This window comes from Allorhizobium sp. DMC15 (genome assembly GCF_056314065.1).
The window spans coordinates 491,491-515,081 of the sequence record NZ_JBQUZB010000001.1; the positions used below are offsets into that span (position 1 = coordinate 491,491).

Genomic DNA, 23,591 nt, shown 5'->3' on the forward strand with positions numbered 1-23,591 from the left:
ATGCGACTGGCAACAATCTTCCAGCTCGGCATCAAGGAACTGCGTGGTCTCGCCCGAGATCCGGCATTGATGCTTCTGATTGTCTATGCCTTCTCCGTGAACATCTACACGGCGGCGACCGCCGAACCGGAGACGCTCAACAAAGCCGCGATCGCCATCATCGACGAGGACCGTTCGCCGCTCTCGGAGCGCCTCGTCGCTTCCTTTTATCCACCCTATTTCCTGTCCCCGAAGCTGATCACGCCGGATGAGATCGACAGCAGGATGAATTCTGGTCTCGATACCTTCGTGCTGGATATCCCGCCGGACTTTCAGCGTGACCTTCTTGCCGGCAAGCTGCCGGAGATCCAGCTGAACATTGATGCCACACGCATGACACAGGCTTTCACCGGCGGCGGCTATGTCCAGCAGATCGTCACGAAGGAAGTCAACGATTTCCTCGCGCGCGGACGCGATGACGCGACCATCCCGGCCAATCTGGTGCTTCGCTCCCGCTTCAATCCGGAACTCGACAAGAGCTGGTTCGGCTCGATCAACGAGGTCATCTCGGCGGTGACCATGCTGTCGATCATCCTGACGGGGGCTGCTCTCATTCGTGAGCGAGAGCACGGCACCATAGAACATTTGCTCGTCATGCCGGTCAGCCCATCGGAGATCATGCTGAGCAAGATCTGGTCCATGGGACTCGTCGTTTTGCTGGCGACCATCTTCTCGCTGTTCGTGGTGGTCGAGGGAGCCCTGCAGGTTCCGCTCTACGGATCGATGCTCCTGTTTATCCTGGGAGCAGCCCTGCAACTGGTCGCCGCGACCTGCATGGGCATCTTTCTGGCGACGATTGCCGGTTCCATGCCGCAGTTTGGGCTCCTGCTGATGCTGGTGCTCCTGCCGCTGCAGATCCTGTCAGGCGGTATGACGCCGAGGGAAAGCATGCCGGAGGTGATCCAGTGGATCATGACGCTGGCCCCCAACACGCATTTCGTCATCCTGGCTCAGGCGGTGCTGTTCCGCGATGCCGGCCTCACAGTGGTTTGGCCGCAGCTTTTGGCGCTCCTGGCCATCTCGATCGTGTTTTTCGGGCTGTCCCTGCGTCGGTTCCGCGACTTCCTGCGCTGAGCCTCCTGTGACGTTCGCGGGATAAGAGAAGTCGGAGAAATCGACCCTTGCGGCCTCGACGGTCTCGAGGAAATCGTATTCCGTTAAGCCCGTTCTTCCCTGGGAAGAGTTGCGTTCATTAATATCCTCTACGAAGCCGTGTATTGATGCGTGCATAACACGCAGCAGAACGGAAAGTGTTTGATATGCACATGTCACAACAATCAGAAAGCTGAGGTTTTGCGGCGTTGGATGCGTCTACATTTGCGAATCAGATTGGCTGCAAATATAGAATCTGTCGCTAGACTGCCTCCTGCCCTGATGGGGCCAATTCTTGAAGGACAACCATGAAGAAGCTGCTTATTGCCTCCGTTTTCGCGCTCTCTATTCCGTTCGGGGCATCTGCTGCTGAACTTATCTTCCCGAGCGATGATCCGGTTGCTTCCGTCACCATTCCCGACAGCTGGGGGCCGAAGGAAACGGACACCGGCGTTGACGCCACGTCCGAAGACGGCGCCATCTACTTCTCCATTGATGTGGCGGATGCCGCATCTTCCGACAAGACGACCGAGATTGCGATCGACTTTCTGACAAAGAACGGCGTGAAGATCGACCCGGCGACGCTGAAGGAGTCACCTGAGACCGACGTGAACGGCCTCAAGATTTCCTCGCTTGACTACCAGGGCACAGACGAGGACGGCCCGGTCGACGTATCGATCGGCTTTGCGGCCGCCGGCGAGAAGGTCCTGATTTTCACCTATTGGGGTTCGAAGGAAACCCAGGACGCTCACCAGAAGGAGCTGGGTGAAATTCTCGCTTCGCTCAAGCCGGCGAGCTGAGGGAAACCAGACGGTCGATGACCTTCACGCTTCTGCGAACCCGCCGATTTCCGGCGGGTTTTTTGTTCGAACTGCTTAGACTTATTCGTCTGCTTCGAAATTGTCGTCTTCGGCACTCAGGCACATATCGGCACCCTCTTCGAGCTCGCTCCTGCTGAGCTCGTCGAAGAAGGCGACAGTGCTACCGATCATCTGGTTCGCGGCATCCTTGCCGCCATTAAGCTCTTCCGATTTCGCGCGGAATGTCGCGGCGGCCGTTTTGTGGTCCTCTTCGTGATCGGCATCGATGGCGCCATTTTCAAGCGCCAGTCCGATAATTACCACACAGGCCGAAGGTGAGGCGTGGTCGGGCAGTTGGTCTTCTTCGGCGCTGACTGGGGAGGCGAGGAGTGAAGCGAGGAAAAGGGCAAGAAGCGGCAGTCTGGGCAATTGGGGCATCCTACAGCGTTTAAGAGACAGGTCTTGTCGGAAGTCGTGTCACGCATCCTGTTTATATTCTGTGAAAAGCAGATCTACGCCAGCCTTCAAGATCCCGCCGGAATGCAAAAAGCCGGAGACGCGGCGGCGTCTCCGGCTTCGAGGATACCGGCACCGCAAGGGGTGCCGGTCCATAGGGTCGCATCAGGCCTGCAGGTCGAAGCGATCCGCGTTCATCACCTTGGTCCAGGCCGCCACGAAGTCGTTCACGAACTTTTCCTGGTTGTCGTCCTGGGCATAGACTTCCGCATAGGCGCGCAGGATGGAGTTCGAGCCGAACACCAGGTCGACACGGGTCGCGGTGTACTTCACGGCGCCGGTCTTGCGGTCGCAGATGTCGTAGGAGTTCTTGCCCGTCGGCTTCCAGGTAAAGCCCATGTCGGTCAGGTTGACGAAGAAATCGGTCGTCAGCTGGCCTTCGCGGTCGGTGAAGACGCCATGCTTGGAGCCGCCGAAATTGGCACCGAGCACACGCAGACCACCGAGCAGCACGGTCATTTCCGCACCCGTCAGGCCCATCAACTGGGCACGGTCGAGAAGCATCTCTTCCGGGCTGACGACATAGTCCTTCTTGGCGAAGTTGCGGAAACCATCGGCGAGCGGCTCAAGCGCTGCAAAGCTCGCCGCATCGGTCTGCTCCGCCGTGGCATCGCCACGACCAGCGGCAAACGGTACGTCGACCGTGAAGCCGGCAGCCTTGGCTGCCTTTTCAATGCCGACATTGCCGGCGAGCACGATGACGTCGGCGACGCTGGCGCCGAATTCTTCGGCGATCAGTTCGAGAACCGAGAGCACCTTGCCCAGACGGGCCGGTTCATTGCCTTCCCATTCGCGCTGCGGAGCGAGCCGGATGCGCGCACCGTTGGCGCCACCACGCATGTCGGACTGGCGATAGGTGCGGGCGCTGTCCCAGGCCGTTGCGACCAGTTCGGCGATCGAGAGACCGGAGGCGGCGATCTTCGCCTTCACGGCGCCGACGTCGTAGTTCTTCGGGCCGGCCGGGATCGGATCCTGCCAGATCAAGTCTTCTGTCGGAGCCTCCGGGCCAATGTAGCGAACCTTCGGTCCGAGGTCGCGATGGGTCAGCTTGAACCAGGCGCGGGCGAAGGTCTCCTTGAAGTAGTCCGGATCGGCCATGAACTTTTCGCAGATGGCGCGATAGGCGGGGTCGACCTTCATCGCCATATCGGCATCGGTCATGACAGGCATGCGACGGATCGACGGATCGGTCGCGTCAACAGGCATATGCTCTTCCTTGATGCCGACGGGCTGGTACTGCTGAGCGCCAGCGGGGCTGTGCGTCAGTTCCCAGTCATAGCCGAACAGCAGCTCGAAATAGCCCATGTCGAACACGGTCGGATTGGTCGTCCAGGCGCCTTCGATGCCCGAGGTCACGGCGAGGCTCGCCTTGCCGTTCTGGTTCGGGTTGAGCCAGCCGAGGCCCTGGTTTTCGACTTCACCGGCTTCCGGCTCGACGCCGAGTGCCTGGGCATTGCCGTTACCATGCGCTTTGCCGACGGTGTGGCCGCCGGCGGCAAGTGCAGCGGTTTCTTCGTCGTTCATCGCCATTCGGGCGAAGGTTTCTCGGACCTGCGCGGCAGTCGCCAGCGGATCCGGCTTGCCGTTCACGCCTTCCGGATTGACGTAGATGAGACCCATCTGCACGGCGGCAAGCGGGTTTTCCATCGTGTTCGGCTTGGTCACGTCGTCATAACGGTTGTCCGACGGGGCGAGCCACTGCTTTTCGGCACCCCAGTAGACATCCTTTTCCGGACCCCAGATGTCGGGACGGCCAAAGGCGAAGCCGAAGGTCTTCAGACCCATGTCCTCATAGGCGACGGTACCGGCAAACAGGATGAGGTCGGCCCAGGAGATCTTGTTGCCGTATTTCTTCTTGAGCGGCCACAGCAGGCGGCGGGCCTTGTCGAGGCTGGCATTATCGGGCCAGGAATTGAGCGGAGCAAAACGGATGTTGCCGGTGCCGCCGCCGCCACGGCCGTCGGCCAAGCGGTAGGAGCCGGCGGAGTGCCAGGCGAGACGGATCATCAACCCGCCGTAATGGCCCCAGTCGGCCGGCCACCATTCCTGGCTGTCCCGGAAGAGGGCCTTCATGTCCGCCTTCAAGGCAGCGACGTCGAGCGACTTGACCGCTTCGCGATAGTCGAAGTCCTTACCCAGCGGGTTGGTCTTCGTATCGTGCTGGTGCAGGATGTCGAGGTTCAGCGCATTGGGCCACCAGGCCACGGGCGTCGCGCCGGTTTCAGTGTTCGATCCGTGCATGACCGGACATTTTCCGGCACCTTTGTTGCTCAGGGTATCCATTGTAACCTCCTAGAAGAACCCGCGGGTAGCTGGACGCAGCCGCCATTGCCCTTTCGAACACGGCAGCGTCACAGCCTGATGAAGTCGCCGGCGAGAGGCGGGGGAGCCATCGCCGACTGCCGATCCAGAGCGCCTTCACCCCTTGTGAACGACGCTCTGTCGGCAGCTTCTGGAATTGTTCTAGCAAAGCGGAATCATTAATGTAAGTTAGAAATACTGATAAGTTCCATAGGAAAAAGTTATGATGAATTTCACCCTCCGCCAGTTGCGCTATTTCGATGCGCTGGCACGTCATGGCCATTTCGGCCGTGCCGCCGAGGCCTGCTCGATTTCCCAGCCCGCTCTGTCGGTGCAGATCAAGGACCTCGAAGAGGCACTCGGCGCGGAACTGTTCGAGCGGTCTGCCCGGCAGCTCCGGCTTTCGGCCTTCGGCGAGGAATTCCTGCTCAGGGTTCGCGACATCCTGCGCTCGGTCGAAGAGTTGGGCGATCTCGCCCGCGCCAACCGAAACCAACTGGTGGGGCGACTGCGTATCGGCGTGATCCCCACGGTTGCGCCTTATCTCCTGCCGGCGCTGATCTCCAGCCTCACGACCGCCAATGCGGATCTCGACATCCATGTGCGTGAAACCGTGACGCCCAAGCTCCTTCAAGAGCTGGCAGAGGGACGGCTCGATACGGCGATCGTCGCATTGCCGATCTCGGAGCCGCAGATGGAAGAGACCCCCCTGTTCAACGAGAGCTTCGTCTTGGTCCGCCCGCTGGAGGATCAAGACAAGCCCGTTCCGAACAAGGACACGCTGCGCGAAATGCGCCTGCTGTTGCTGGAGGAAGGTCATTGCTTTCGGGAGCAGGCACTTTCCTTCTGTGACATGGGGTCCGTCCGCCCGCGCGAAATCCTCGACGGCAGTTCGCTGACGACACTGGTGCAGATGGTCGGCGCCGGCATCGGCGTCACCCTCATCCCGGAAATCGCCATGTCGGTCGAGACACGCTCGGCCGCCGTCTCCATCGCCCGCTTCCAGGAGCCGCAACCCTCTCGCACCATCGGCATGATCTGGCGCAAGACCAGCCCGATCGCGCGGCAGTTAACCGAGGTGGCAGATCTGGTGCGAAAAGCGGCGGAAGGATTGCGTACGGCGGCTGCATGATCTTGTGTCGCGGTGGTGCCGCTGCGCGAGCAAGGACCCCGGTAAAACCCGCCGGAAAGCGGCGACGTGTTAAATTCTGCATATGGAATTGGCGTCGCAAATAGGCTTCTGTGCCTCTCCCAAAGATCTCTGAAGGCTCCTATCGATGACTGATCTGACCCAATGTGTTCTGAACCCCGTTGTGTCGTCGGAGGGTTTCGATCCGCTTGGCGTCGCGATCCACCGGGGTTCGACCATCGTCTTCAAGGATGCGGCGGCTTACGCGGCGCGCGGCGAGCGCGGCCATCAGGGTTACTCCTACGGTCTCTACGGCACGCCGACGACCCGCACGCTCGAAGCCAAGCTGACCGCGCTGGAAGAGGGGGCCTGGACTTTCCTCGCGCCCTCGGGCCAGGCCGCCAATATCCTGGCGATCCTGCCCCTCATCGCCGCCGGAGACCATCTGTTAATGGTCGACAGTGTCTATCCGCCGATGCGGGATTTTGCCGAAACGGATCTACGACGCCTCGGTGTCGAGGTGGATTATTTCGATCCTCTCGATGCGGAAGACGTCGCTGCCCGCATAAGGCCGACGACGCGCATGGTCTGGTGCGAAAGTCCCGGCTCCACCACCATGGAAGTGATCGACCTGCCCCGGATCGCAGAGATCGCCCATGCCCATGGGGCCTTGGTCGGCCTTGACAACACCTGGGCGACGCCGCTCAACTACAAGCCGCTGCGCCACGGCGCCGACATCGTGACGGAGGCCCTGACGAAGTTCGTTTCAGGCCATTCGGACGTGCTGATGGGGTCGCTCACGGTGGCTGACGAGCGGCTGATCGGCTCCATCCGCGCTCAGATGGGCCGTTTCGGCATCGGCGTGTCGCCCGATGATGCCTCTCTGGTGTTGCGTGGTTTCGAGACCCTTGGCGTCCGCCTGCGGCATTCGGAGCGTGTCGCACTGGAGTTTGCCCGTCGCCTAGCTGCCCATCCGCTGGTGGATCAGGTGCTGCATCCGGCACTGGAGACTTCGCCAGGGCACACGATCTGGGCGCGCGATTTTCTAGGGTCCAGCGGCGTGTTCAGCATCGTCTTCAACAAGGCGGTTTCCGACCGTGTATCGGCGGCTCTCGACGCCTTCCGGCTCTTCGCCATCGGCGCATCTTGGGGCGGTACGCGCAGCCTGGTGGCGCCAATGCCTGTTGCCCGACACCGCAGCCTTACGCCCTGGACCAGACCGGATGTGGTTCTCAGACTCAGCATCGGGCTCGAAGACGAAGCCGAACTCTGGGCCGATGTCGAACGGTTCCTGCAGGCGCTGGAACAGCATCCGGGATAAGGCGATCAGCCGCCCGGCTTGAACTGTGCTGTTACGACATGCCGGCTGCCGGGATAGGTCAGTCGAACATTGGTGACGGGCCCGTCCTGGCCCCAGGTCTGTCGTTCAATGACAAGGCAGGCCTGGTGTGGCGGGAGCCGAAGCAACCTCGCTTCCTCCTTCTCGGCAGAGATCGCCTGGATGCTGTGCTGTGCACTCGTCCAAGGCACTTCCGCCAGCAACCAGGGGCCGGGCGCGATCTCGATGAAGTCGAAGCCTGCCGCCTGCGGCACTATCGCGAGGTTGATCAGTCGCTTTTCAAGGCAGAAGGGGTCGGGCCCAGCGCTATGGAGACAGGTGATATCCAGCACGTCTGTTGCCTTGGGAAGCCCCAGCCGCCGCATGTCCTCCGCATCCGAACGCCGCGTGGTGCGGGAGATCAGGGCATAACCATAGGCGAGCTTCAGGGACTGCACCTCGTCCTTGATGTCGTGGATCTCAAGTACAGCAGACTGCGCCTTGGGCTGAGCGACGAAACTGCCCGACTTCTTCCGCCGCTCGATCAGCCCACTGCGCACCAGCTGCCCCATGACTTTGTTCACCGTCATGCGCGAGCAGCCATATTGGGCCGCGAGATCCACCTCGAACGGCAAGCGGTGTCCGGGCGGCCATTCGCCCGACACGATCTGTCCCTCGATGTCGGCAAGGATCCTGCTGTGCAGGGTGGTATCACCAGAAATCGCCGTGTCCCTCCGCAATCATCACGCCACGTTTTTCCCTTATCGGATAGCGCATGACCGTCCGAATGCAAGGCCGGTCAGGCGCTCATCAAGGCCTGCATGGTCTCCACGAACCGGCGCTCGATTTCGGCCCGCCTGACATGCCGTCCGCCTGTGACCTGTTTGCGCCCACGCACCCAGACGCTGTCGACCTCAACGCCGCCCGCAAAGATCCAGTGATCGAGCAACTGGTTTTCGGAGAGATAGGGCAGGGCAGTCGTGTCGAGTGAGACGAGATCGGCAAGTCTCCCGACGCTGAGGCCCGTCTGTGTCCCCAGTGCTGCCGCACCGCCGACAAGCGCCTGATTGAACAGGTGCCGTCCGGTCGAACCGTTCGGCTCGGCGATCACATTGCGGGCCCGGCGCGCAAGCCGCTGCGAATATTCCAGCTGCCGCAATTCGCCCGGCAGCGAGATCAGCACATTCGAATCCGAGCCGATGCCATAGCGGCCCCCTTCGGAGAGGAACAGCGGCGCGTCGAAGGTTCCGTCGCCCAGATTGGCCTCGGTGATCGGGCAAAGCCCGGCAATCGCGCACCGCCGCGCCATCTGCCGCGTCTCCTCCTCCGTCATATGGGTGGCATGGATCAGGCACCAGCGTTCATCGACCGGCGCATGCTCCAGCAGCCATTCCACCGGCCGCGCGCCGGACCAGGCGACGCAATCCTCGACCTCTTTCACCTGTTCCGCCACATGGATGTGAACCGGGCCGCCCTTGGCAAGCGGCACCACCGCTTCGAGCTCCGTTGGAGTGACAGCGCGCAGGCTATGCGGCGCGACGCCAAGCACGGCGCCGTCCAGACCGGCTACAATCCGTTCGCAGCCGTCCATCAGGTGGGCGAAACTGTCGATAGAGTTGATGAAGCGGCGCTGCCCGTCCACCGGGTCGGCACCGCCGAAGCCGGAATGAGCATAGAAGACCGGCAGGAGTGTCAGGCCGATGCCGGCTTCCGCGCTCGCCGCGCCGATCCGCTCGGCCAGTTCCGCGATGTTGGCATAGGGGCGGCCATCCTTGTCGTGATGCAGGTAGTGGAACTCGCCGACCCGCGAGAAGCCCGCTTCCAGCATCTCCATGTAGAGTTGCGTGGCCACGGCCTCCATCTGTTCGGGTGTCATCGACAGAGCGAACTTGTACATGATCGTGCGCCAGCTCCAGAAGCTGTCGCTATCAGGTCCGCGCACTTCCGCCAAACCCGCCATCGCCCGCTGAAAGGCATGGCTGTGCAGGTTCGGCATGGCGGGCAGGAGGACGGAATGTATCTCGTCTCCACTTTGCGGCGAAACGCCGGTTTCGATCCGTGCGATCGTCCCGTCGGCGACCTCAACCCGCACACCTGTCGCCCATCCCCCTGGGAGCAGGGCATTAATCGCATGAAGGCTGGTCGTTGCGGTCTGTCCCATAAGTTCCGTCTCTCCCCGATCGGGCGCAATTCCATGCTGGCAATCATGCGCCGGATTTTTCGCTTGTCATCGGATTGTTATGTATATACATATTTCGATCAAAGGAAAGGCGGAATTGCCATGACCGGGAACGAAAAGCTGAACCACAAAACTGAAACGGATGGCGCGATCCGCCTCTGGCGCAACGCGCGTTTGCTGACGCTCGCGGAAGGCGCTGGCATCGACCTGATCGAAGATGGCGCAATTGCCGTGCGTGATGGCCGTATTCTGTTTGCCGGAACTGAAAAGAACCTGCCCATGTCCGTGGAAGAGGCTGCAGAAGTCACCGACTGTGGCGGCCGCGTCGTCACTCCCGGTCTCGTCGACTGCCACACACATCTCGTTTTCGGTGGCGACCGCGCGATGGAATTCGAGATGCGGCTGAATGGCGCGACCTATGAAGAGGTCGCTCGCGCCGGCGGTGGCATCGTTTCTTCGGTCAAGGCCACCAACGCCCTTACTGTCGAGCAGCTTGCCGAAGCGGCGCTGCCGCGTCTCGACACTCTGCTCGCCGAAGGTGTCTCCACGATCGAAATCAAGTCGGGTTACGGTCTTTCGATCGAAGGCGAACTCAACATGCTGCGCGCCGCCCGCCGGCTGGAAACCCTGCGCCCGGTGCGCGTCGTCACCTCCTATCTTGCGGCCCATGCGACACCCGTCGAGTATCTCGGCCGGAATGGTGCCTATATCTCCGAAGTCGTGCTGCCCGGCCTGAAACAGGCCCATGCAGAAGGCCTCGTCGATGCGGTCGATGGCTTCTGTGAAGGTATCGCCTTCTCCGTCGAGGAAATCGCCCGGGTATTCGCCAAGGCAGCCGAACTCGGCCTGCCGGTCAAGCTGCACGCCGAGCAGCTCTCCAATCTCGGCGGCGCCAAATTCGCCGCCTCCTGTGGCGCCCTCTCGGCCGATCACCTCGAATATCTCGATGCCGAGGGTGCTGCGGCCATGGCTGAGGCCGGAACCGTTGCCGTTCTCCTGCCGGGCGCCTTCTACGCCATCCGGGAAACCCAAAAGCCACCGGTCCAGCTCCTGCGTGACGCTGGGGTCCGGATCGCCATCGCCACCGACTGCAATCCCGGTACCTCGCCGCTCACCTCCCTGTTGCTGACGATGAACATGTCGGCGACCCTGTTCCGGCTCACTGTCGAGGAATGCCTGGCAGGCGCGACCCGCGAGGCCGCGCGTGCATTGGGTTTGCAGCACGAGGTCGGCACGCTCGAAGCCGGAAAGTCGGCCGATTTTGCTGTCTGGAACATCCAGCGCCCCGCCGAACTAGTCTACCGGATCGGCTTCAACCCGCTTCATAGCAGCATATTCAAAGGCAAAAAGGTGTCCGCATGAGCATCATCCTTCACCCAGGCAGTGTCACGCTCGCCGATCTTGCCACGATCTACTGGGAACACGGTTCGGCCCGGCTCGATTCGTGCTTTGATGCCGGGATCGCCCGCGCAGCAGACCGCATCGCCGAAATTGCCTCGGGCAATGCGCCGGTCTACGGCATCAATACCGGCTTCGGCAAGCTCGCCTCGATCAAGATCGACTCCGCCGACCTCGCCACCCTGCAACGCAATCTGATCCTGTCCCATTGCTGCGGCGTCGGCAGTCCGCTGCCTGAAAATGTCGTGCGGCTGATTATGGCGCTGAAGCTGATTTCGCTCGGCCGCGGCGCCTCCGGCGTGCGCCTCGAACTGGTGCGCCTTATCGAAGCCATGCTCGATAAGGGTGTCATCCCCGTGATCCCGGAAAAAGGCTCGGTCGGCGCCTCGGGCGATCTGGCACCGCTCGCCCATATGGCCGCCGTGATGATGGGCGAGGGGGAGGCCTTCTTCGCCGGAGAAACGCTGTCCGGCCGCGACGCTTTGGCAAGAGCCGGCCTGCAGCCGGTCGTTCTGGCAGCCAAGGAAGGGTTGGCCTTGATCAACGGCACCCAGGCCTCGACCGCGCTGGCTTTGGCCGGCCTCTTTCGCGCTCACCGGGCCTTGCAGACGGCACTTATCACGGGCGCGCTTTCCACCGATGCCGCCATGGGCTCGTCTGCACCCTTCCATCCGGATATTCACACCCTGCGCGGTCATCGCGGCCAGATCGATGCCGGTGCGGCCCTGCGCGAGCTTCTCGAAGGCTCGGAAATCCGTGAAAGCCATGTCGAGGGCGACGAGCGCGTGCAGGACCCCTATTGCATCCGCTGCCAGCCGCAGGTGGACGGTGCCTGCCTCGATCTTCTGCGCCAGGTGGCGAATACCCTGCGCATCGAAGCCAATGCCGTGACCGACAATCCTCTTGTCCTCTCCGACAATTCGGTGGTGTCAGGCGGCAATTTCCATGCCGAACCCGTCGCCTTCGCCGCCGACCAGACCGCTTTGGCCATCTGCGAGATCGGCGCGATCGCCCAGCGCCGCATCGCCCTACTGGTCGATCCAGCACTCTCCTACGGCCTGCCGGCCTTCCTCTCGAAAAAGCCGGGTCTCAATTCCGGCCTGATGATCGCCGAAGTCACCTCTGCCGCCCTGATGAGCGAAAACAAGCAGATGTCCCATCCGGCGTCGGTCGACTCCACGCCGACCTCCGCCAATCAGGAAGACCATGTTTCCATGGCCTGCCACGGCGCCCGCCGTCTGCTGCCGATGACGGAAAACCTGTTCGCCATCCTCGGCATCGAGGCGCTCACTGCGGTGCAGGGTATCGAGCTGCGTGGCCCGACCAAAACCAGCGCCGAATTGCAGAAGGCTGTCGCCGTGCTCCGCGCCCATGTGCCGACACTCGAAGAAGACCGTTACATGGCGCCGGATCTGCAGCAGGCTTCCGCACTGGTCGCATCGGGTGCTGTCGCCGCTTCTGTCTCGGCAGGCATACTGCCAGCACTGGAGGTTTAAGAATGAACGTCGTCGATGTCGTCAGGGGGGCGTCCCCTGTCATTCTTGGTCTGCCGCATACCGGCACGCATGTGCCGGCCGACATCTGGGCGCGCCTCAATGACAATGGCCGCCTGCTCGCTGATACGGACTGGCACATCGAGGACCTGTATGACGGTCTGTTGACCGATGCCACCACGGTGCGCGCCACCTTCCACCGCTACGTGATCGACGCCAATCGCGATCCTGCCGGCGTCAGCCTCTATCCGGGGCAGAACACCACCGGGCTGGTGCCGACCACGGACTTCGACGGCCTGCCGATCTGGCGAGACGGCGCCGAGCCGACAGACGCTGACACAGCGGATCGCTTGGCCGCTTTTCACGGCCCCTATCATGCGGCACTCCAGGCCGAGATCGATCGGGTGAAAGCGATCCACGGCGTTGCCATCCTCTATGATTGCCATTCCATTCGCTCGAGGATCCCGTTTCTGTTCGACGGCATCCTGCCGGATTTCAACACCGGCACCGATGGTGGTCGCACCTGTGATGTCAGTATCGAGCAGGCGGCAGTCGAAGCCACGGCCGCCGCCATAGGTTACACCAGCATTTTGAACGGCCGGTTCAAGGGCGGCTGGACGACCCGCCATTATGGCCGGCCTGAGAGCGGCGTTCATGCCATTCAGATGGAACTCGCCCAATCCACCCATCTCGCCACGGAAACGCCGCCCTTCGCCTATCACGCGGAAAAGGCGGAGCGCCTGCGCAGCCACCTCAAGACCATGCTCACCCGGATCGAAGCGATCGCGCTCGACCTCAAATCATAAGGGGATCAGACATGACCAATTCTCGCCACAACATCCGCGACATCCGTTCGCCCCGGGGCAATGAACTGACGGCCAAGAGCTGGATGACCGAAGCGCCGCTGCGCATGCTGATGAACAACCTCGACCCCGATGTTGCGGAAAACCCGCACGAACTCGTGGTCTATGGTGGCATCGGCCGCGCCGCCCGCACCTGGGAGGATTTCGACCGCATCGTCGCGACGCTGAAGACGCTGACCGAGGAAGAAACCCTGCTCGTCCAGTCCGGCAAGCCGGTCGGCGTGTTCCGCACCCACAAGGATGCGCCGCGTGTCCTGATCGCCAATTCCAACCTCGTACCGCATTGGGCAACCTGGGACCATTTCAACGAGCTCGATAAGAAGGGTCTGGCCATGTACGGCCAGATGACCGCCGGCTCATGGATCTATATCGGCACGCAAGGCATCGTGCAGGGCACCTATGAAACCTTCGTCGAGGCCGGTCGCCAGCACTATCAGGGCAATCTCAAGGGTAAGTGGATCCTGACCGGTGGTCTCGGCGGCATGGGTGGCGCCCAGCCACTCGCCGCCGTCATGGCCGGCGCCTGCTGCCTCGCTGTCGAATGCGACGAGACCCGCATCGATTTCCGCCTGCGCACCCGTTATGTCGACGAGAAGGCAAAGACGCTCGACGAGGCGCTCGACATGATCGATCGCTGGACCAAGGCGGGCGAAGCCAAATCCGTCGGCCTGCTCGGCAATGCCGCGGAAATCTTCCCGGAACTGGTGAAGCGAATGCAGGCCGGCGGCCCGCGCCCCGATATCGTCACCGACCAGACCTCGGCTCATGACCCGCGCAATGGCTATCTGCCGATCGGCTGGACTGTCGAGGAGGCCAAGGCCAAGCGAGAGACGGATCCGGTCTCTGTCGAAGTCGCGGCCCGCGCCTCGATGAAGTCCCATGTCGAGGCCATGGTCGCCTTCTGGAATGCGGGCGTGCCGACGCTCGACTATGGCAACAACATCCGCCAGGTCGCCAAGGACGAGGGTCTCGAAGACGCCTTCGCCTTCCCCGGTTTTGTGCCGGCTTATATCCGCCCGCTGTTTTGCCGTGGCATCGGCCCCTTCCGCTGGGCAGCCCTGTCGGGCAATCCGGGGGATATCTACAAGACCGATGCAAAGGTGAAGGAACTGCTGCCGGACAACAAGCATCTGCACAACTGGCTCGACATGGCCCGCGAGCGCATCGCCTTCCAGGGCCTGCCCGCCCGCATCTGCTGGGTCGGCCTCGGCGACCGCCACAAACTCGCTTTGGCCTTCAATGAAATGGTACGTAACGGCGAACTCTCCGCTCCCATCGTCATCGGTCGCGACCATCTCGATAGCGGCTCTGTCGCCTCGCCTAACCGCGAAACGGAAGCGATGAAGGACGGCTCCGATGCCGTCTCCGACTGGCCGCTCCTGAACGCGCTTCTCAACACCGCCTCGGGCGCCACTTGGGTGTCGCTGCACCATGGCGGCGGCGTCGGCATGGGCTTTTCCCAGCATTCCGGCATGGTCATCTGCGCCGATGGCACGGATGATGCTCAGCGCCGCCTGGAGCGCGTGCTGTGGAACGATCCGGCAACCGGCGTCATGCGCCATGCCGATGCCGGTTATGACATCGCGCTTGATTGCGCGAAAGAGCAAGGCCTGCGCCTTCCCGGCATTCTCGGCAACTGAGCCCATGCGCGTCCTGCGGTCGGCGGACCACAAGCGCATGCCCTGGAAGAACGGAAAAGGGGAGACGGTGGAAATCGCCGTCTCGCCCCCCGGCGCCACGGTCGACAATTTCGACTGGCGGATCAGCACGGCAACCGTCGTCGAGGACGGCCCCTTTTCCATCTTCGACGGCATCGACCGAACGCTGAGTGTGCTGACAGGGGAGGGCATCACGCTTTCGGTGGCCGGGCAGGAGGCTCCCGCCACGCTCCGCCGCGACACGCCGCCCTACGGCTTCCCCGCCGACAGAGAAACGACCGCCACCTTGGTGAGCGGCCCGATCACCGACCTCAACGTCATGACCCGCAGGGGCGCCTTCACCCATGCTGTCGAACGCGCGGTCACAGAGAACCTGACGCTCCCGCCGTCAGCCCATATCCGAATCGTGCTGACCTTGTCTGACTTGACGGTCGGGCAAGAACGCGTCCGCCTGCAGCGATGGGACGCCCTGTTCCTGGAGCCCGGTGAGGACGCCCGGCTATCCAGCGCGTCTCCTGCCACTATTTACGTGATGCACATCGACAGCATCACCACATAATCGCGCCAAGGCGCGGCCCTAGGGATAGTCGCTCGCAACGCAGGTGGCCGGACCTATGTTGGGTCTCTGCAAGTAATTTGAAAGTTTAGGAAAAATGGTGCTGCTAGAGAGATTTGAACTCTCGGCCTCTCCCTTACCAAGGGAGTGCTCTACCCCTGAGCTATAGCAGCATCTGGCGGGCGAAGCGTGGTGTCGCCCGGAACGAGGGGCCTATTGCCATAGACTTTCCGGCAGCGCAAGCCGGAAAGCGAATTGTTCTGAAGTTTTCGAAGGCTCTCGCCTGGGCCTTTTGCGTCAAGAGGCTTTGGGCTATCAAGCAGGGCATGACAGACCCATTGGAAAACAAGGCCCCGCGGGCGCCCGCGAACATTTCGGATACTGTGGAACGCGCGGTCACGGGCAGTGGAAAACAGAAGCTGAGCGCCGCCGAAGAGCAGCGCCGGTTGCGCGCGGCCGCCAAGCTTCGTGAAAATCTCGCGCGCCGCAAGCAGCAGGCGCGCGCGCGGCGTGCCGGCGAGGCGGAAGATGGCGAGTGGCTTCCTGCCGCAAATTTGTCCAATCCCGATGCCACTGCAGTTCAAGAGGGAACACGGGACTGGGATGTGTCGTCCGGGGACTGAAACGATGTTTCCCAGGCTCGATTGAACCTGAAATGCTTTTCGTCTAAACAGCCAGCCTCGCCAGACTGGCTGACCCCTTACAACTCATCAGGAAAGGCGGGCCTTTTCGCCCGTATCGCAGGCTCATATGGATCGCATCAGGATAGTCGGTGGCAATGCGTTGAACGGGATCATCCCGATCTCGGGTGCAAAAAACGCAGCGCTCCCCCTGATGATCGCCTCGCTTTTGACCTCCGACACGCTGACGCTGGAAAACGTGCCGCATCTGGCTGATGTCGAAGGCCTGATCCGCATTCTCGGCAATCATGGGGTCGATATCGCCGTCAACGGTCGCCGCGAGCACCAGGACGGCTCCTATTCGCGCACCGTGCATTTCACCTGCCGCACGGTTGCCGATACGACGGCACCTTACGAGTTGGTCTCCAAGATGCGTGCCAGCTTCTGGGTCATCGGACCCCTGCTCGCCCGCGAAGGCCAGGCCCGTGTGTCCTTGCCGGGCGGCTGCGCCATCGGCACGCGTCCGGTCGATCTCTTCATCGAGGGCCTCGCGGCGCTCGGCGCCGAGATGGAAATCGATGGCGGGTATATCAATGCCAAGGCGCCGAAGGGCGGCCTGATCGGCGCGCGCTATACGTTCCCGAAGGTCTCGGTCGGCGCGACCCATGTCATGCTGATGGCGGCCTCGCTCGCCCGCGGCACGACTGTCATCGGCAATGCCGCCCGCGAACCCGAAGTGGTCGACCTCGCCAACTGCCTGATAGCCATGGGTGCCAAGATCTCCGGCGCCGGCACATCCACCATCACCATTGAAGGTGTGCCGAGCCTCTCCGGTGCCCGCCATCGCGTGCTGCCGGACCGGATCGAGACCGGCACCTATGCCATGGCGGTCGCCATGACCGGTGGTGACGTGACACTGTCAGGCACCGATATCACGCTGCTCGACACCGCGATCGAGGCGATCCGCCGCGCCGGTGCGGAAGTCTCCGCCGTCGACGGTGGCATCCGCGTGATTGGCCACGGTGATCAAATCCGCCCGGTCGATATCGTCACTGAACCCTTCCCGGGTTTTCCGACCGACCTGCAGGCGCAGTTCATGGGTCTGATGACCCGCGCCAATGGCATCTCGCACGTCACCGAGACGATCTTCGAGAATCGTTTCATGCATGTGCAGGAACTGGCCCGTCTCGGCGCCAAGATCACGCTGTCTGGCCAGACCGCCCGCATCGAAGGCGTCACCCGCCTGCGCGGTGCACCTGTCATGGCAACCGACCTGCGCGCCTCCGTCTCGCTGGTCATCGCCGGCCTCGCGGCCGAGGGGGAAACCATGGTGTCCCGCGTCTATCACCTCGATCGTGGCTTCGAGCGGCTGGAAGAAAAGCTCACCCGCTGCGGCGCCATCGTCGAGCGCATCAGCGACTGATCTCGCGCCGTCTGAGACGGCGTGAACGGCGGTCGCGGGGCGAAAAGTCTTTTTGTCCCGTTGCCACTGGACAAGCGGCAACCTATGTCCAAAACATGAAATCCGTCACGCATGGGATGGATGCGAGACGACAGGGCCGCAAGGCAGGACGGACAGGTGACATGGCAGACGTGAAGCTTCTGGCACTCGACGCGGATGATCTGGCGATCGTGTCCGCCCATATGCAGGATGCGGTTTTCAAGGTTGCCGACCTCTCCTTCTCGCCGCGATCCGGTCTGTTTTCGCTGGTGGCCAACCGCTTCGTCTGGGAAAAGGTGCAACGCAGCGCAAAAAGCTTTGAACGCTGCCGCGCAGCGCTCAGCTTCAAGCGTGTCGGTGCCGTGCGTTCGATCGGCTTCGATCGGAGCAAGACCGGGGAGGTCCTGAGCCTCCTCGCCATCCGCTTCACGGCGAAGGGCGAGGGGCCCGACGGCGTGGTGGAACTGGTTCTGGCCGGTGGCGGCATGATCGCGCTCGACGTCGAATGCATCGAAGCGCAGCTCGCCGATACGGGCGGCGCGTGGGAAACAACGTCGCGACCGGCCCACGAGGCCGATTGAAACAGCCTGGCCCGGGAATATCGACAGGGCAAACTGCAGAGACTGCGAAAAGGAAGACTGGGGACGTGGCAATCTGGCTCAATCAGACATCGGGAGACTTCGAAGCGCGTTTTGCCGCCTTCCTGACGACCAAGCGTGAAGTCTCCGACGACGTCAACGACGCCGTCCGCAAGATCATCGACGATGTGCGCGCCCGCGGAGATGTCGCTCTCGCCGACTATTCCAAACGCTTCGACGGCATTGATTTTGCACAGGTCTCCATGCGCGTCACCGATGCCGAGATCGATGCGGCGGTGGCTGCGACCTCGCCGGAGCTGATGGACGCGCTGAAGCTGGCCGCCGAGCGCATCGAGCGCCATCATGCGCGTCAGATGCCGAAAGACGATATCTACGAGGATGCGATCGGCGTCGGCCTCGGCTCGCGCTGGACGGCGATCGATGCGGTCGGCCTGTATGTGCCGGGCGGCACGGCCAGCTATCCGAGTTCGGTCCTGATGAATGCCCTGCCGGCGAAGGTCGCCGGTGTGCCGCGTGTCGTCATGGTTGTTCCCGCCACCGGCGGCGCCATCAACCCGACCGTGCTGGCGGCGGCCAAGATTGCCGGCGTCACGGAAATCTATCGGTTGGGCGGTGCGCAGGCCGTTGCGGCCTTGGCCTATGGCACAGAGACCATCGCACCGGTCGCCAAGATCGTCGGCCCGGGCAACGCTTATGTCGCCGCCGCCAAGCGCCAGGTTTTTGGCACAGTCGGCATCGACATGATCGCCGGTCCCTCGGAAGTGCTTGTGATCGCCGACAAGGACAATGATCCGGACTGGCTGGCCGCGGATCTGCTGGCCCAGGCCGAACATGACACCGGCGCCCAGTCGATCGTGATCACCGACGACGAGGCGCTCGGCAAGGCTGTAGAAGCTGCCGTCGAGCGGCAGCTGAAGACATTGCCGCGCGCGGAAACCGCTTCGGCCAGCTGGCGCGATTACGGTGCCATCATTCTGGTCGACCGGCTGGAGGACGCGATCCCGCTGGCCAACCGCATCGCCGCCGAGCATCTGGAACTCGCCGTCGATGACCCCGAGCCGCTGATCTCGGGCATCCGCAATGCGGGCGCGATTTTCGTCGGGCGCCACACGCCGGAAGTGATCGGAGATTATGTCGGCGGGTCCAACCACGTGCTTCCGACGGCACGCTCCGCGCGGTTCTCTTCGGGGCTGGGTGTCTTGGATTACGTCAAGCGCACCTCGATCCTGCGGCTTGGCCCGGACCAACTGCGCCAACTCGGACCCGCGGCCATTGCTCTGGCGAAATCGGAGGGGCTTGAAGCCCATGCCCGATCGGTTGCCATCCGCCTCAATCTCGGGGACTAGAGGATGGCGGCGGGCGATTTCCGGCTCTCAGATGTCGTGCTGGACGAGACCATCGGGCGGTCGACACCCGATGTCGAGCATGAGCGGGCAGTCGCCATCTTCGACCTTATCGAGGAAAATTCTTTCGAACCTGTCGGCCATGCCGGCGGCCCTTACAAGCTTTTTCTCTCGCTGATGGACCGGAAGCTCGTCTTCTCCATCAAGACGGAGGCGGGAGAGGATGTCGCCGTCCACATCCTGTCGCTGACCCCCTTGCAGCGGATCATCAAGGACTACTTCATGATCTGCGAAAGCTATTATGAGGCGATCCGCTCGTCGACGCCGTCACAGATCGAGGCGATCGACATGGGCCGTCGCGGCATCCACAATGATGGCTCCCAGACGCTGATGGACAGGTTGTCGGGCAAGATCAAGCTTGATTTCGATACCGCCCGCCGGCTTTTCACCTTGGTCTGCGTGCTCTATTGGCGGGGCTAGGTCCGATGGAGGATGGCGGGAATGGAAGCCGCCGGACATCGCGCCCGGGGGCGATCCTCTTCATGTGCGGGCAAAATGTCATCCGCAGTCCCATGGCCGAAGCGATTGCCAGACAGGCACTGCCATCCGGTACCTGGATCGCGTCCGCCGGCGTCAAAAAGGGTGAGCGCGATCCCTTCGTCGATGCGGTACTGGATGAAATCGGACTTTCGCTTGGCCGCCGTCAGCCGCAGACGCTCGAAGACATGGCCGACGACTTCTTTGATCTCGTCGTGACCCTGACGCCGGAAGCCCATCATGCCGCACTCGAATTGACCCGGCATTCCGCCATCGACGTGGAATACTGGCCGATGCCGGATCCCACCGTAGAAACCGGCAGCCGCGATCAGCGGCTATCCGCCTACCGCGACGTTCGCGACCGCCTGACGAAATTGATCCAGGAAAGGCTCGTGCTGGCGCCGGAATAGCGGCGTTTTCGCACTGCGTGAAACAATTTCCGAAAGCCGAATCTACAAGGTTCACAAATGCCGGGCGATTGTGTAGTTTCCGCCCACATTTTAAGGGGCCCTCCGCGCGCCCCGCTTTAAACCCCAGGAAAGACAATCGTTCTATGGCCAAAGAAGAAGTCCTCGAATTCCCCGGTGTCGTCACCGAACTGCTGCCCAACGCGACGTTCCGCGTGAAGCTCGAAAACGAGCACGAGATCATCGCCCACACCGCAGGCCGCATGCGCAAGAACCGCATCCGCGTTCTCGCGGGCGACAAGGTCCTGGTCGAGATGACCCCTTACGACCTGACCAAGGGCCGCATCACCTACCGCTTCAAGTAAGCGCCGCCGAGAACGGCCGCGAGGGGTCATGGAACTCAGACAGAAGCTGATCTTGGCCTCCGGGTCGCCGCGCCGTGTCGATCTGCTCAAGCAGTCCGGCATCGAGCCCGCGCGCCTGATGCCGATGGACCTCGACGAAACGCCAAAAAAGTCCGAGCATCCGCGTTCGCTTGCGCGCCGTCTGTCCGCCGATAAGGCGAAGGCGGCCTATCAGCAGATCCGCAAGGATCTTGCCTGGAACAACAGCTATGTGCTGGCGGCCGATACGGTCGTCGCCGTTGGCCGGCGCATTTTGCCCAAGGCGGAACTCGTTCAGGAAGCGTCCTCAGCCCTGCATTTGCTGTCCGGTCGCAGCCACTGGGTGTTCACCGGTGTCTGCCTGATTGCACCTGATGGAACCGTGCGCCAGAAGATCGTCGAGACGAAGGTCCGCTTCAAGCGGCTTTCGGGCTATGACATCGAGTGTTACCTCGCCTCTGGCGAATGGCGCGGCAAGGCTGGCGCCTATGCCATCCAGGGTATTGCCGGAAGCTTCGTCCAGAAACTCGTCGGTTCCTACACCAATGTCGTCGGCCTGCCGCTCTTCGAGACGCTGCAGATGCTCCAGGGCGAGGGATACGACGTCCACACCGGCTGGACGGAGGGCTGACATGGCCGACGAAGACAGCCCGCGCGTGGCCAAGGTGGAGCCGCTGCGTAAGGCGCTTCCCTGTCCCGAATGCCGCCGCCCTTCGACGCGCGAGAACTATCCCTTCTGTTCGGACCGTTGCCGAAACCTCGATCTCTCCCGCTGGCTGAACGGGTCCTACGCCATCCCGGTCGCAGACGACGAATCCAAGGCCGACGACGAAGGCTACAACTGACGCACGCGTGCCGGACCGGTATACGGTCCCGATCTTCTTGTTCGGATTGGCTTTTCTGCGATTTTCACATCTTCTTCAAAAAAGTGCTCTCAAGCGCTTGCCATGGCCGAACAAGATGTTATAACCCCGCTCGCTCCCGGGGACATACCCCGGCGGTTTCGAGAGAAACCGGCAGGCTTTGCATAAAAGCCGAGATGCCCGGATAGCTCAGTTGGTAGAGCAGCGGATTGAAAATCCGCGTGTCGGTGGTTCAAATCCGCCTCCGGGCACCATTTACCTCAACGAAATCAGTATGTTACCAGTTTGGTGTCAACTATATTGTTGCAGATGTCAGGCGTTATCAAAGTCTCTACCGTTTACCTACCGTTCGCTGCAAACCTGATGCCGCAAGGGCTGGTCAACTTCTTTGACTGATGTGGCCGGTTCTGTGTCTACCGTTTCCATCGATCTCCCTACCGTTTTGCCGGGAGTGAGCGCGAGGCAAAATAGCCGGTGGTCAATCGGGGTCGCTGAAGGAGCGGTAAGGGCATGTCTTGGATCAGGAGGTTTCTACCTTGGCTGGGATCGTCCGTGGCTCGTCGATCTCGACGGTGACCATTTTGCCTCGGGTATTGGGTGACAAATTGCGTCATGCCTTGTCGCCTCGTGGTTGGTGGAGCGATGTCTCGCGCTGCCTGGCTGAGTTCAAAGACACTGGCAGTGGCGACAGCCACAGGCAAGCCGACTCAAACAGTGTTGACAAAACTCAGTTTTTCCTATGTTCTCATTTTGTTCTTCGAGACTTTCAAAGTTAATTCCTTGATAGTAAACGCGTGCGATCATATCCGCGATTCGAGAGGAACGTTTCGAGAACAATTCGCTTGTGCTTCTTGCCGGGAGGGCAGGCATGCAAATGTTTTGATTGGTAGGGTGTCAAGTGGAACGAGCTGACTTCAACGATGGGATTTTCTGTGGCGGCGTCGCGGAAGAATTGCCAGATGATCAGGCTCCGCATCTTGGAGCTCTAAGCGCGCCGAGGACTGCAATTTCCCTGTTCTCGGGTGGCGGAGGTCTGGACCTCGGCATCGAAGACGCCGGATTTCGTACTCTCGCTTGCGTCGAAAAAGACGCCAATGCCTGCGAGACGCTGGAATACAATCAGTCCCGCTATTTTGGTCATGCGAAGGTGATCAACGCTTCAGTTGTCGACGTCGACGTCAAGGCGCTGATGCGTGAGCTGGGGCTCCGCAGAGGGCAGCTTGACCTGTTGTTCGGTGGGCCGCCATGCCAGACCTTCAGCCAGATCGGTAAAAAAGATGGCCTCGGTGACGAGCGTGGACGGCTGCTCTTTGCGATGGTTGATTACGCTAAGGCCCTCATGCCGAAGGCAATCATCATCGAAAACGTCAAGGGGCTCAAATCGGCTCGGGGCGTTGATGGAAGACCTGGCGGCATCGTGGCAGATTTAACTAGGCAGCTTGAAGAGCTGGGCTACCTGGTCTCTTCGAAAATCCTCGACTCGTCGCTGTTTGGGGTCGCTCAAAAGCGCCAGAGACTTTTCATCGTAGCAATCAAGCAAGAATTCGGCTCATTTGAATTCCCCCTTCCGTCGGTGGACAAACAGCACGTTAAGACGGTTGGCGAAGTCATTAGCGCGCTGCCTAACCATGTCCGCAAGGGAGAAATCCCGTTGCACGAGAATCATATCGACGTGACGCCTGAAGGCGACATCCGCCGCATTAGCTACGTAGTGGAAGGCCTGCACTTAGCGAAAATGGCTGACGCACCACCTGAGATTAAAGGCAAGCTTGGACCAAAAGACACAACGAAGTTCCTGCGTCTTGCACGTCAGAAGCCGAGCAACACACTTCGCTGTGGTGAGATTTTCTTCCATCCGATTGAAGATCGATATCTGACGCCACGCGAGTACATGCGGATTCATGGCTTCCCAGACGATTACGTCTTGCGCGGCCCAATCCGCGGACGTTCAGGGTCGGTGAAGAACCTGGACCAACATCGGCTTGTCGCCAACTCCGTTCCTCCAGCTGTTGGACGGGCTGTGGGTTTAGCTGTGCTCGCTAAAATAGGCCGGTGA

General features: G+C 61.5%; 23 protein-coding genes and 2 tRNA genes. 20 read left to right on the forward strand and 5 right to left on the reverse strand.

Annotated elements, in window-relative coordinates:
- Both ACT53S_RS02360 and ACT53S_RS02365 read left to right on the forward strand, forming a co-directional pair.
- Positions 1 to 1,113 (forward strand): ABC transporter permease, encoded by a 1,113-nt coding sequence (locus ACT53S_RS02360; RefSeq protein WP_476065793.1) that lies wholly within the window; start codon positions 1 to 3, stop codon positions 1,111 to 1,113.
- Positions 1,114 to 1,439: 326 nt separating this feature from the next.
- Positions 1,440 to 1,931, forward strand: a complete 492-nt coding sequence (locus ACT53S_RS02365) for a DcrB/PsbP domain-containing protein (RefSeq protein ID WP_113377112.1) — start codon at positions 1,440 to 1,442, stop codon at positions 1,929 to 1,931.
- A gap of 81 nt (positions 1,932 to 2,012) precedes the next feature.
- Here the strand turns inward: ACT53S_RS02365 and ACT53S_RS02370 are convergent, their stop codons facing one another.
- Both ACT53S_RS02370 and katG read right to left on the reverse strand, forming a co-directional pair.
- A complete protein-coding gene (locus ACT53S_RS02370) occupies positions 2,013 to 2,360 on the reverse strand; it encodes a hypothetical protein (RefSeq protein WP_476065794.1) in 348 nt (115 codons plus the stop codon).
- 192 nt (positions 2,361 to 2,552) lie between these two features.
- On the reverse strand, positions 2,553 to 4,730 hold the full coding sequence (katG, locus tag ACT53S_RS02375; RefSeq protein ID WP_476065795.1) for a catalase/peroxidase HPI: 2,178 nt from the start codon (positions 4,728 to 4,730) through the stop codon (positions 2,553 to 2,555).
- A gap of 241 nt (positions 4,731 to 4,971) precedes the next feature.
- Between katG and ACT53S_RS02380 the strand changes: the two genes are divergently transcribed.
- Together ACT53S_RS02380 and ACT53S_RS02385 are read left to right on the forward strand one after the other, a co-directional pair.
- On the forward strand, positions 4,972 to 5,880 hold the full coding sequence (locus tag ACT53S_RS02380; RefSeq protein WP_476065796.1) for a hydrogen peroxide-inducible genes activator: 909 nt from the start codon (positions 4,972 to 4,974) through the stop codon (positions 5,878 to 5,880).
- Between the two features lie 145 nt (positions 5,881 to 6,025).
- Positions 6,026 to 7,198 (forward strand): trans-sulfuration enzyme family protein, encoded by a 1,173-nt coding sequence (locus tag ACT53S_RS02385; protein ID WP_476065797.1) that lies wholly within the window; start codon positions 6,026 to 6,028, stop codon positions 7,196 to 7,198.
- Positions 7,199 to 7,203: 5 nt separating this feature from the next.
- On the opposite strand, the gene hutC is transcribed toward ACT53S_RS02385, so the two are convergent.
- Both hutC and ACT53S_RS02395 read right to left on the reverse strand, forming a co-directional pair.
- Positions 7,204 to 7,935, reverse strand: coding sequence for a histidine utilization repressor (gene hutC / locus ACT53S_RS02390; RefSeq protein ID WP_476065798.1), 732 nt, complete (start codon positions 7,933 to 7,935; stop codon positions 7,204 to 7,206).
- Between the two features lie 59 nt (positions 7,936 to 7,994).
- Positions 7,995 to 9,356, reverse strand: a complete 1,362-nt coding sequence (locus ACT53S_RS02395; protein ID WP_476065799.1) for a formimidoylglutamate deiminase — start codon at positions 9,354 to 9,356, stop codon at positions 7,995 to 7,997.
- A 120-nt stretch (positions 9,357 to 9,476) separates the two neighbouring features.
- Between ACT53S_RS02395 and hutI the strand changes: the two genes are divergently transcribed.
- Genes hutI through ACT53S_RS02420 form a run of 5 tightly spaced genes read left to right on the forward strand, consistent with a single transcriptional unit; the run spans position 9,477 to position 15,345 of the window.
- Positions 9,477 to 10,736, forward strand: coding sequence for an imidazolonepropionase (gene hutI / locus ACT53S_RS02400; RefSeq protein ID WP_476065800.1), 1,260 nt, complete (start codon positions 9,477 to 9,479; stop codon positions 10,734 to 10,736).
- Positions 10,733 to 12,268 (forward strand): histidine ammonia-lyase, encoded by a 1,536-nt coding sequence (gene hutH, locus ACT53S_RS02405; protein ID WP_476065801.1) that lies wholly within the window; start codon positions 10,733 to 10,735, stop codon positions 12,266 to 12,268. Before hutI ends, hutH begins: the two co-directional genes overlap by 4 nt.
- A 2-nt stretch (positions 12,269 to 12,270) precedes the next feature.
- Positions 12,271 to 13,071 (forward strand): N-formylglutamate deformylase, encoded by an 801-nt coding sequence (hutG, locus tag ACT53S_RS02410; RefSeq protein WP_476065802.1) that lies wholly within the window; start codon positions 12,271 to 12,273, stop codon positions 13,069 to 13,071.
- Positions 13,072 to 13,082: 11 nt separating this feature from the next.
- Positions 13,083 to 14,768: a urocanate hydratase gene (gene hutU / locus ACT53S_RS02415; protein WP_476065803.1), complete on the forward strand. Its 1,686-nt coding sequence runs from the start codon at positions 13,083 to 13,085 to the stop codon at positions 14,766 to 14,768.
- Between the two features lie 4 nt (positions 14,769 to 14,772).
- Positions 14,773 to 15,345 carry a HutD/Ves family protein gene (locus tag ACT53S_RS02420; protein WP_476065804.1) on the forward strand — a complete coding sequence of 191 codons (573 nt, stop codon included), beginning with the start codon at positions 14,773 to 14,775 and terminating at the stop codon, positions 15,343 to 15,345.
- A 95-nt stretch (positions 15,346 to 15,440) separates the two neighbouring features.
- Here ACT53S_RS02420 and ACT53S_RS02425 read toward each other — a convergent pair.
- Positions 15,441 to 15,515: transfer RNA gene (locus ACT53S_RS02425), tRNA-Thr, on the reverse strand.
- A 165-nt stretch (positions 15,516 to 15,680) separates the two neighbouring features.
- Between ACT53S_RS02425 and ACT53S_RS02430 the strand changes: the two genes are divergently transcribed.
- From ACT53S_RS02430 to ACT53S_RS02480, 11 genes are all read left to right on the forward strand, one after another.
- The gene (locus ACT53S_RS02430; protein WP_476065805.1) at positions 15,681 to 15,965 is read left to right on the forward strand and encodes a hypothetical protein; all 285 of its coding nucleotides are present in this window, start codon (positions 15,681 to 15,683) and stop codon (positions 15,963 to 15,965) included.
- A 127-nt stretch (positions 15,966 to 16,092) separates the two neighbouring features.
- On the forward strand, positions 16,093 to 17,385 hold the full coding sequence (gene murA / locus ACT53S_RS02435) for a UDP-N-acetylglucosamine 1-carboxyvinyltransferase (RefSeq protein ID WP_476065806.1): 1,293 nt from the start codon (positions 16,093 to 16,095) through the stop codon (positions 17,383 to 17,385).
- Positions 17,386 to 17,546: 161 nt separating this feature from the next.
- The gene (locus ACT53S_RS02440; protein ID WP_476065807.1) at positions 17,547 to 17,984 is read left to right on the forward strand and encodes a DUF2948 family protein; all 438 of its coding nucleotides are present in this window, start codon (positions 17,547 to 17,549) and stop codon (positions 17,982 to 17,984) included.
- A gap of 65 nt (positions 17,985 to 18,049) precedes the next feature.
- Positions 18,050 to 19,348, forward strand: coding sequence for a histidinol dehydrogenase (gene hisD / locus ACT53S_RS02445; protein ID WP_476065808.1), 1,299 nt, complete (start codon positions 18,050 to 18,052; stop codon positions 19,346 to 19,348).
- Between the two features lie 3 nt (positions 19,349 to 19,351).
- Positions 19,352 to 19,825 (forward strand): UPF0262 family protein, encoded by a 474-nt coding sequence (locus ACT53S_RS02450; protein WP_113377141.1) that lies wholly within the window; start codon positions 19,352 to 19,354, stop codon positions 19,823 to 19,825.
- A gap of 5 nt (positions 19,826 to 19,830) precedes the next feature.
- Positions 19,831 to 20,292, forward strand: a complete 462-nt coding sequence (locus ACT53S_RS02455) for an arsenate-mycothiol transferase ArsC (RefSeq protein ID WP_476065809.1) — start codon at positions 19,831 to 19,833, stop codon at positions 20,290 to 20,292.
- Between the two features lie 143 nt (positions 20,293 to 20,435).
- Positions 20,436 to 20,654, forward strand: a complete 219-nt coding sequence (gene infA / locus ACT53S_RS02460) for a translation initiation factor IF-1 (protein WP_004435948.1) — start codon at positions 20,436 to 20,438, stop codon at positions 20,652 to 20,654.
- A 28-nt stretch (positions 20,655 to 20,682) separates the two neighbouring features.
- On the forward strand, positions 20,683 to 21,303 hold the full coding sequence (locus ACT53S_RS02465) for a Maf-like protein (protein ID WP_113377143.1): 621 nt from the start codon (positions 20,683 to 20,685) through the stop codon (positions 21,301 to 21,303).
- A gap of 1 nt (position 21,304) precedes the next feature.
- Entirely contained in the window at positions 21,305 to 21,517 is a 213-nt protein-coding gene (yacG, locus tag ACT53S_RS02470; protein WP_113377144.1) for a DNA gyrase inhibitor YacG, read from the forward strand.
- Positions 21,518 to 21,713: 196 nt separating this feature from the next.
- Positions 21,714 to 21,789, forward strand: a tRNA-Phe gene (locus ACT53S_RS02475).
- Between the two features lie 644 nt (positions 21,790 to 22,433).
- Entirely contained in the window at positions 22,434 to 23,591 is a 1,158-nt protein-coding gene (locus ACT53S_RS02480; protein ID WP_476065810.1) for a DNA cytosine methyltransferase, read from the forward strand.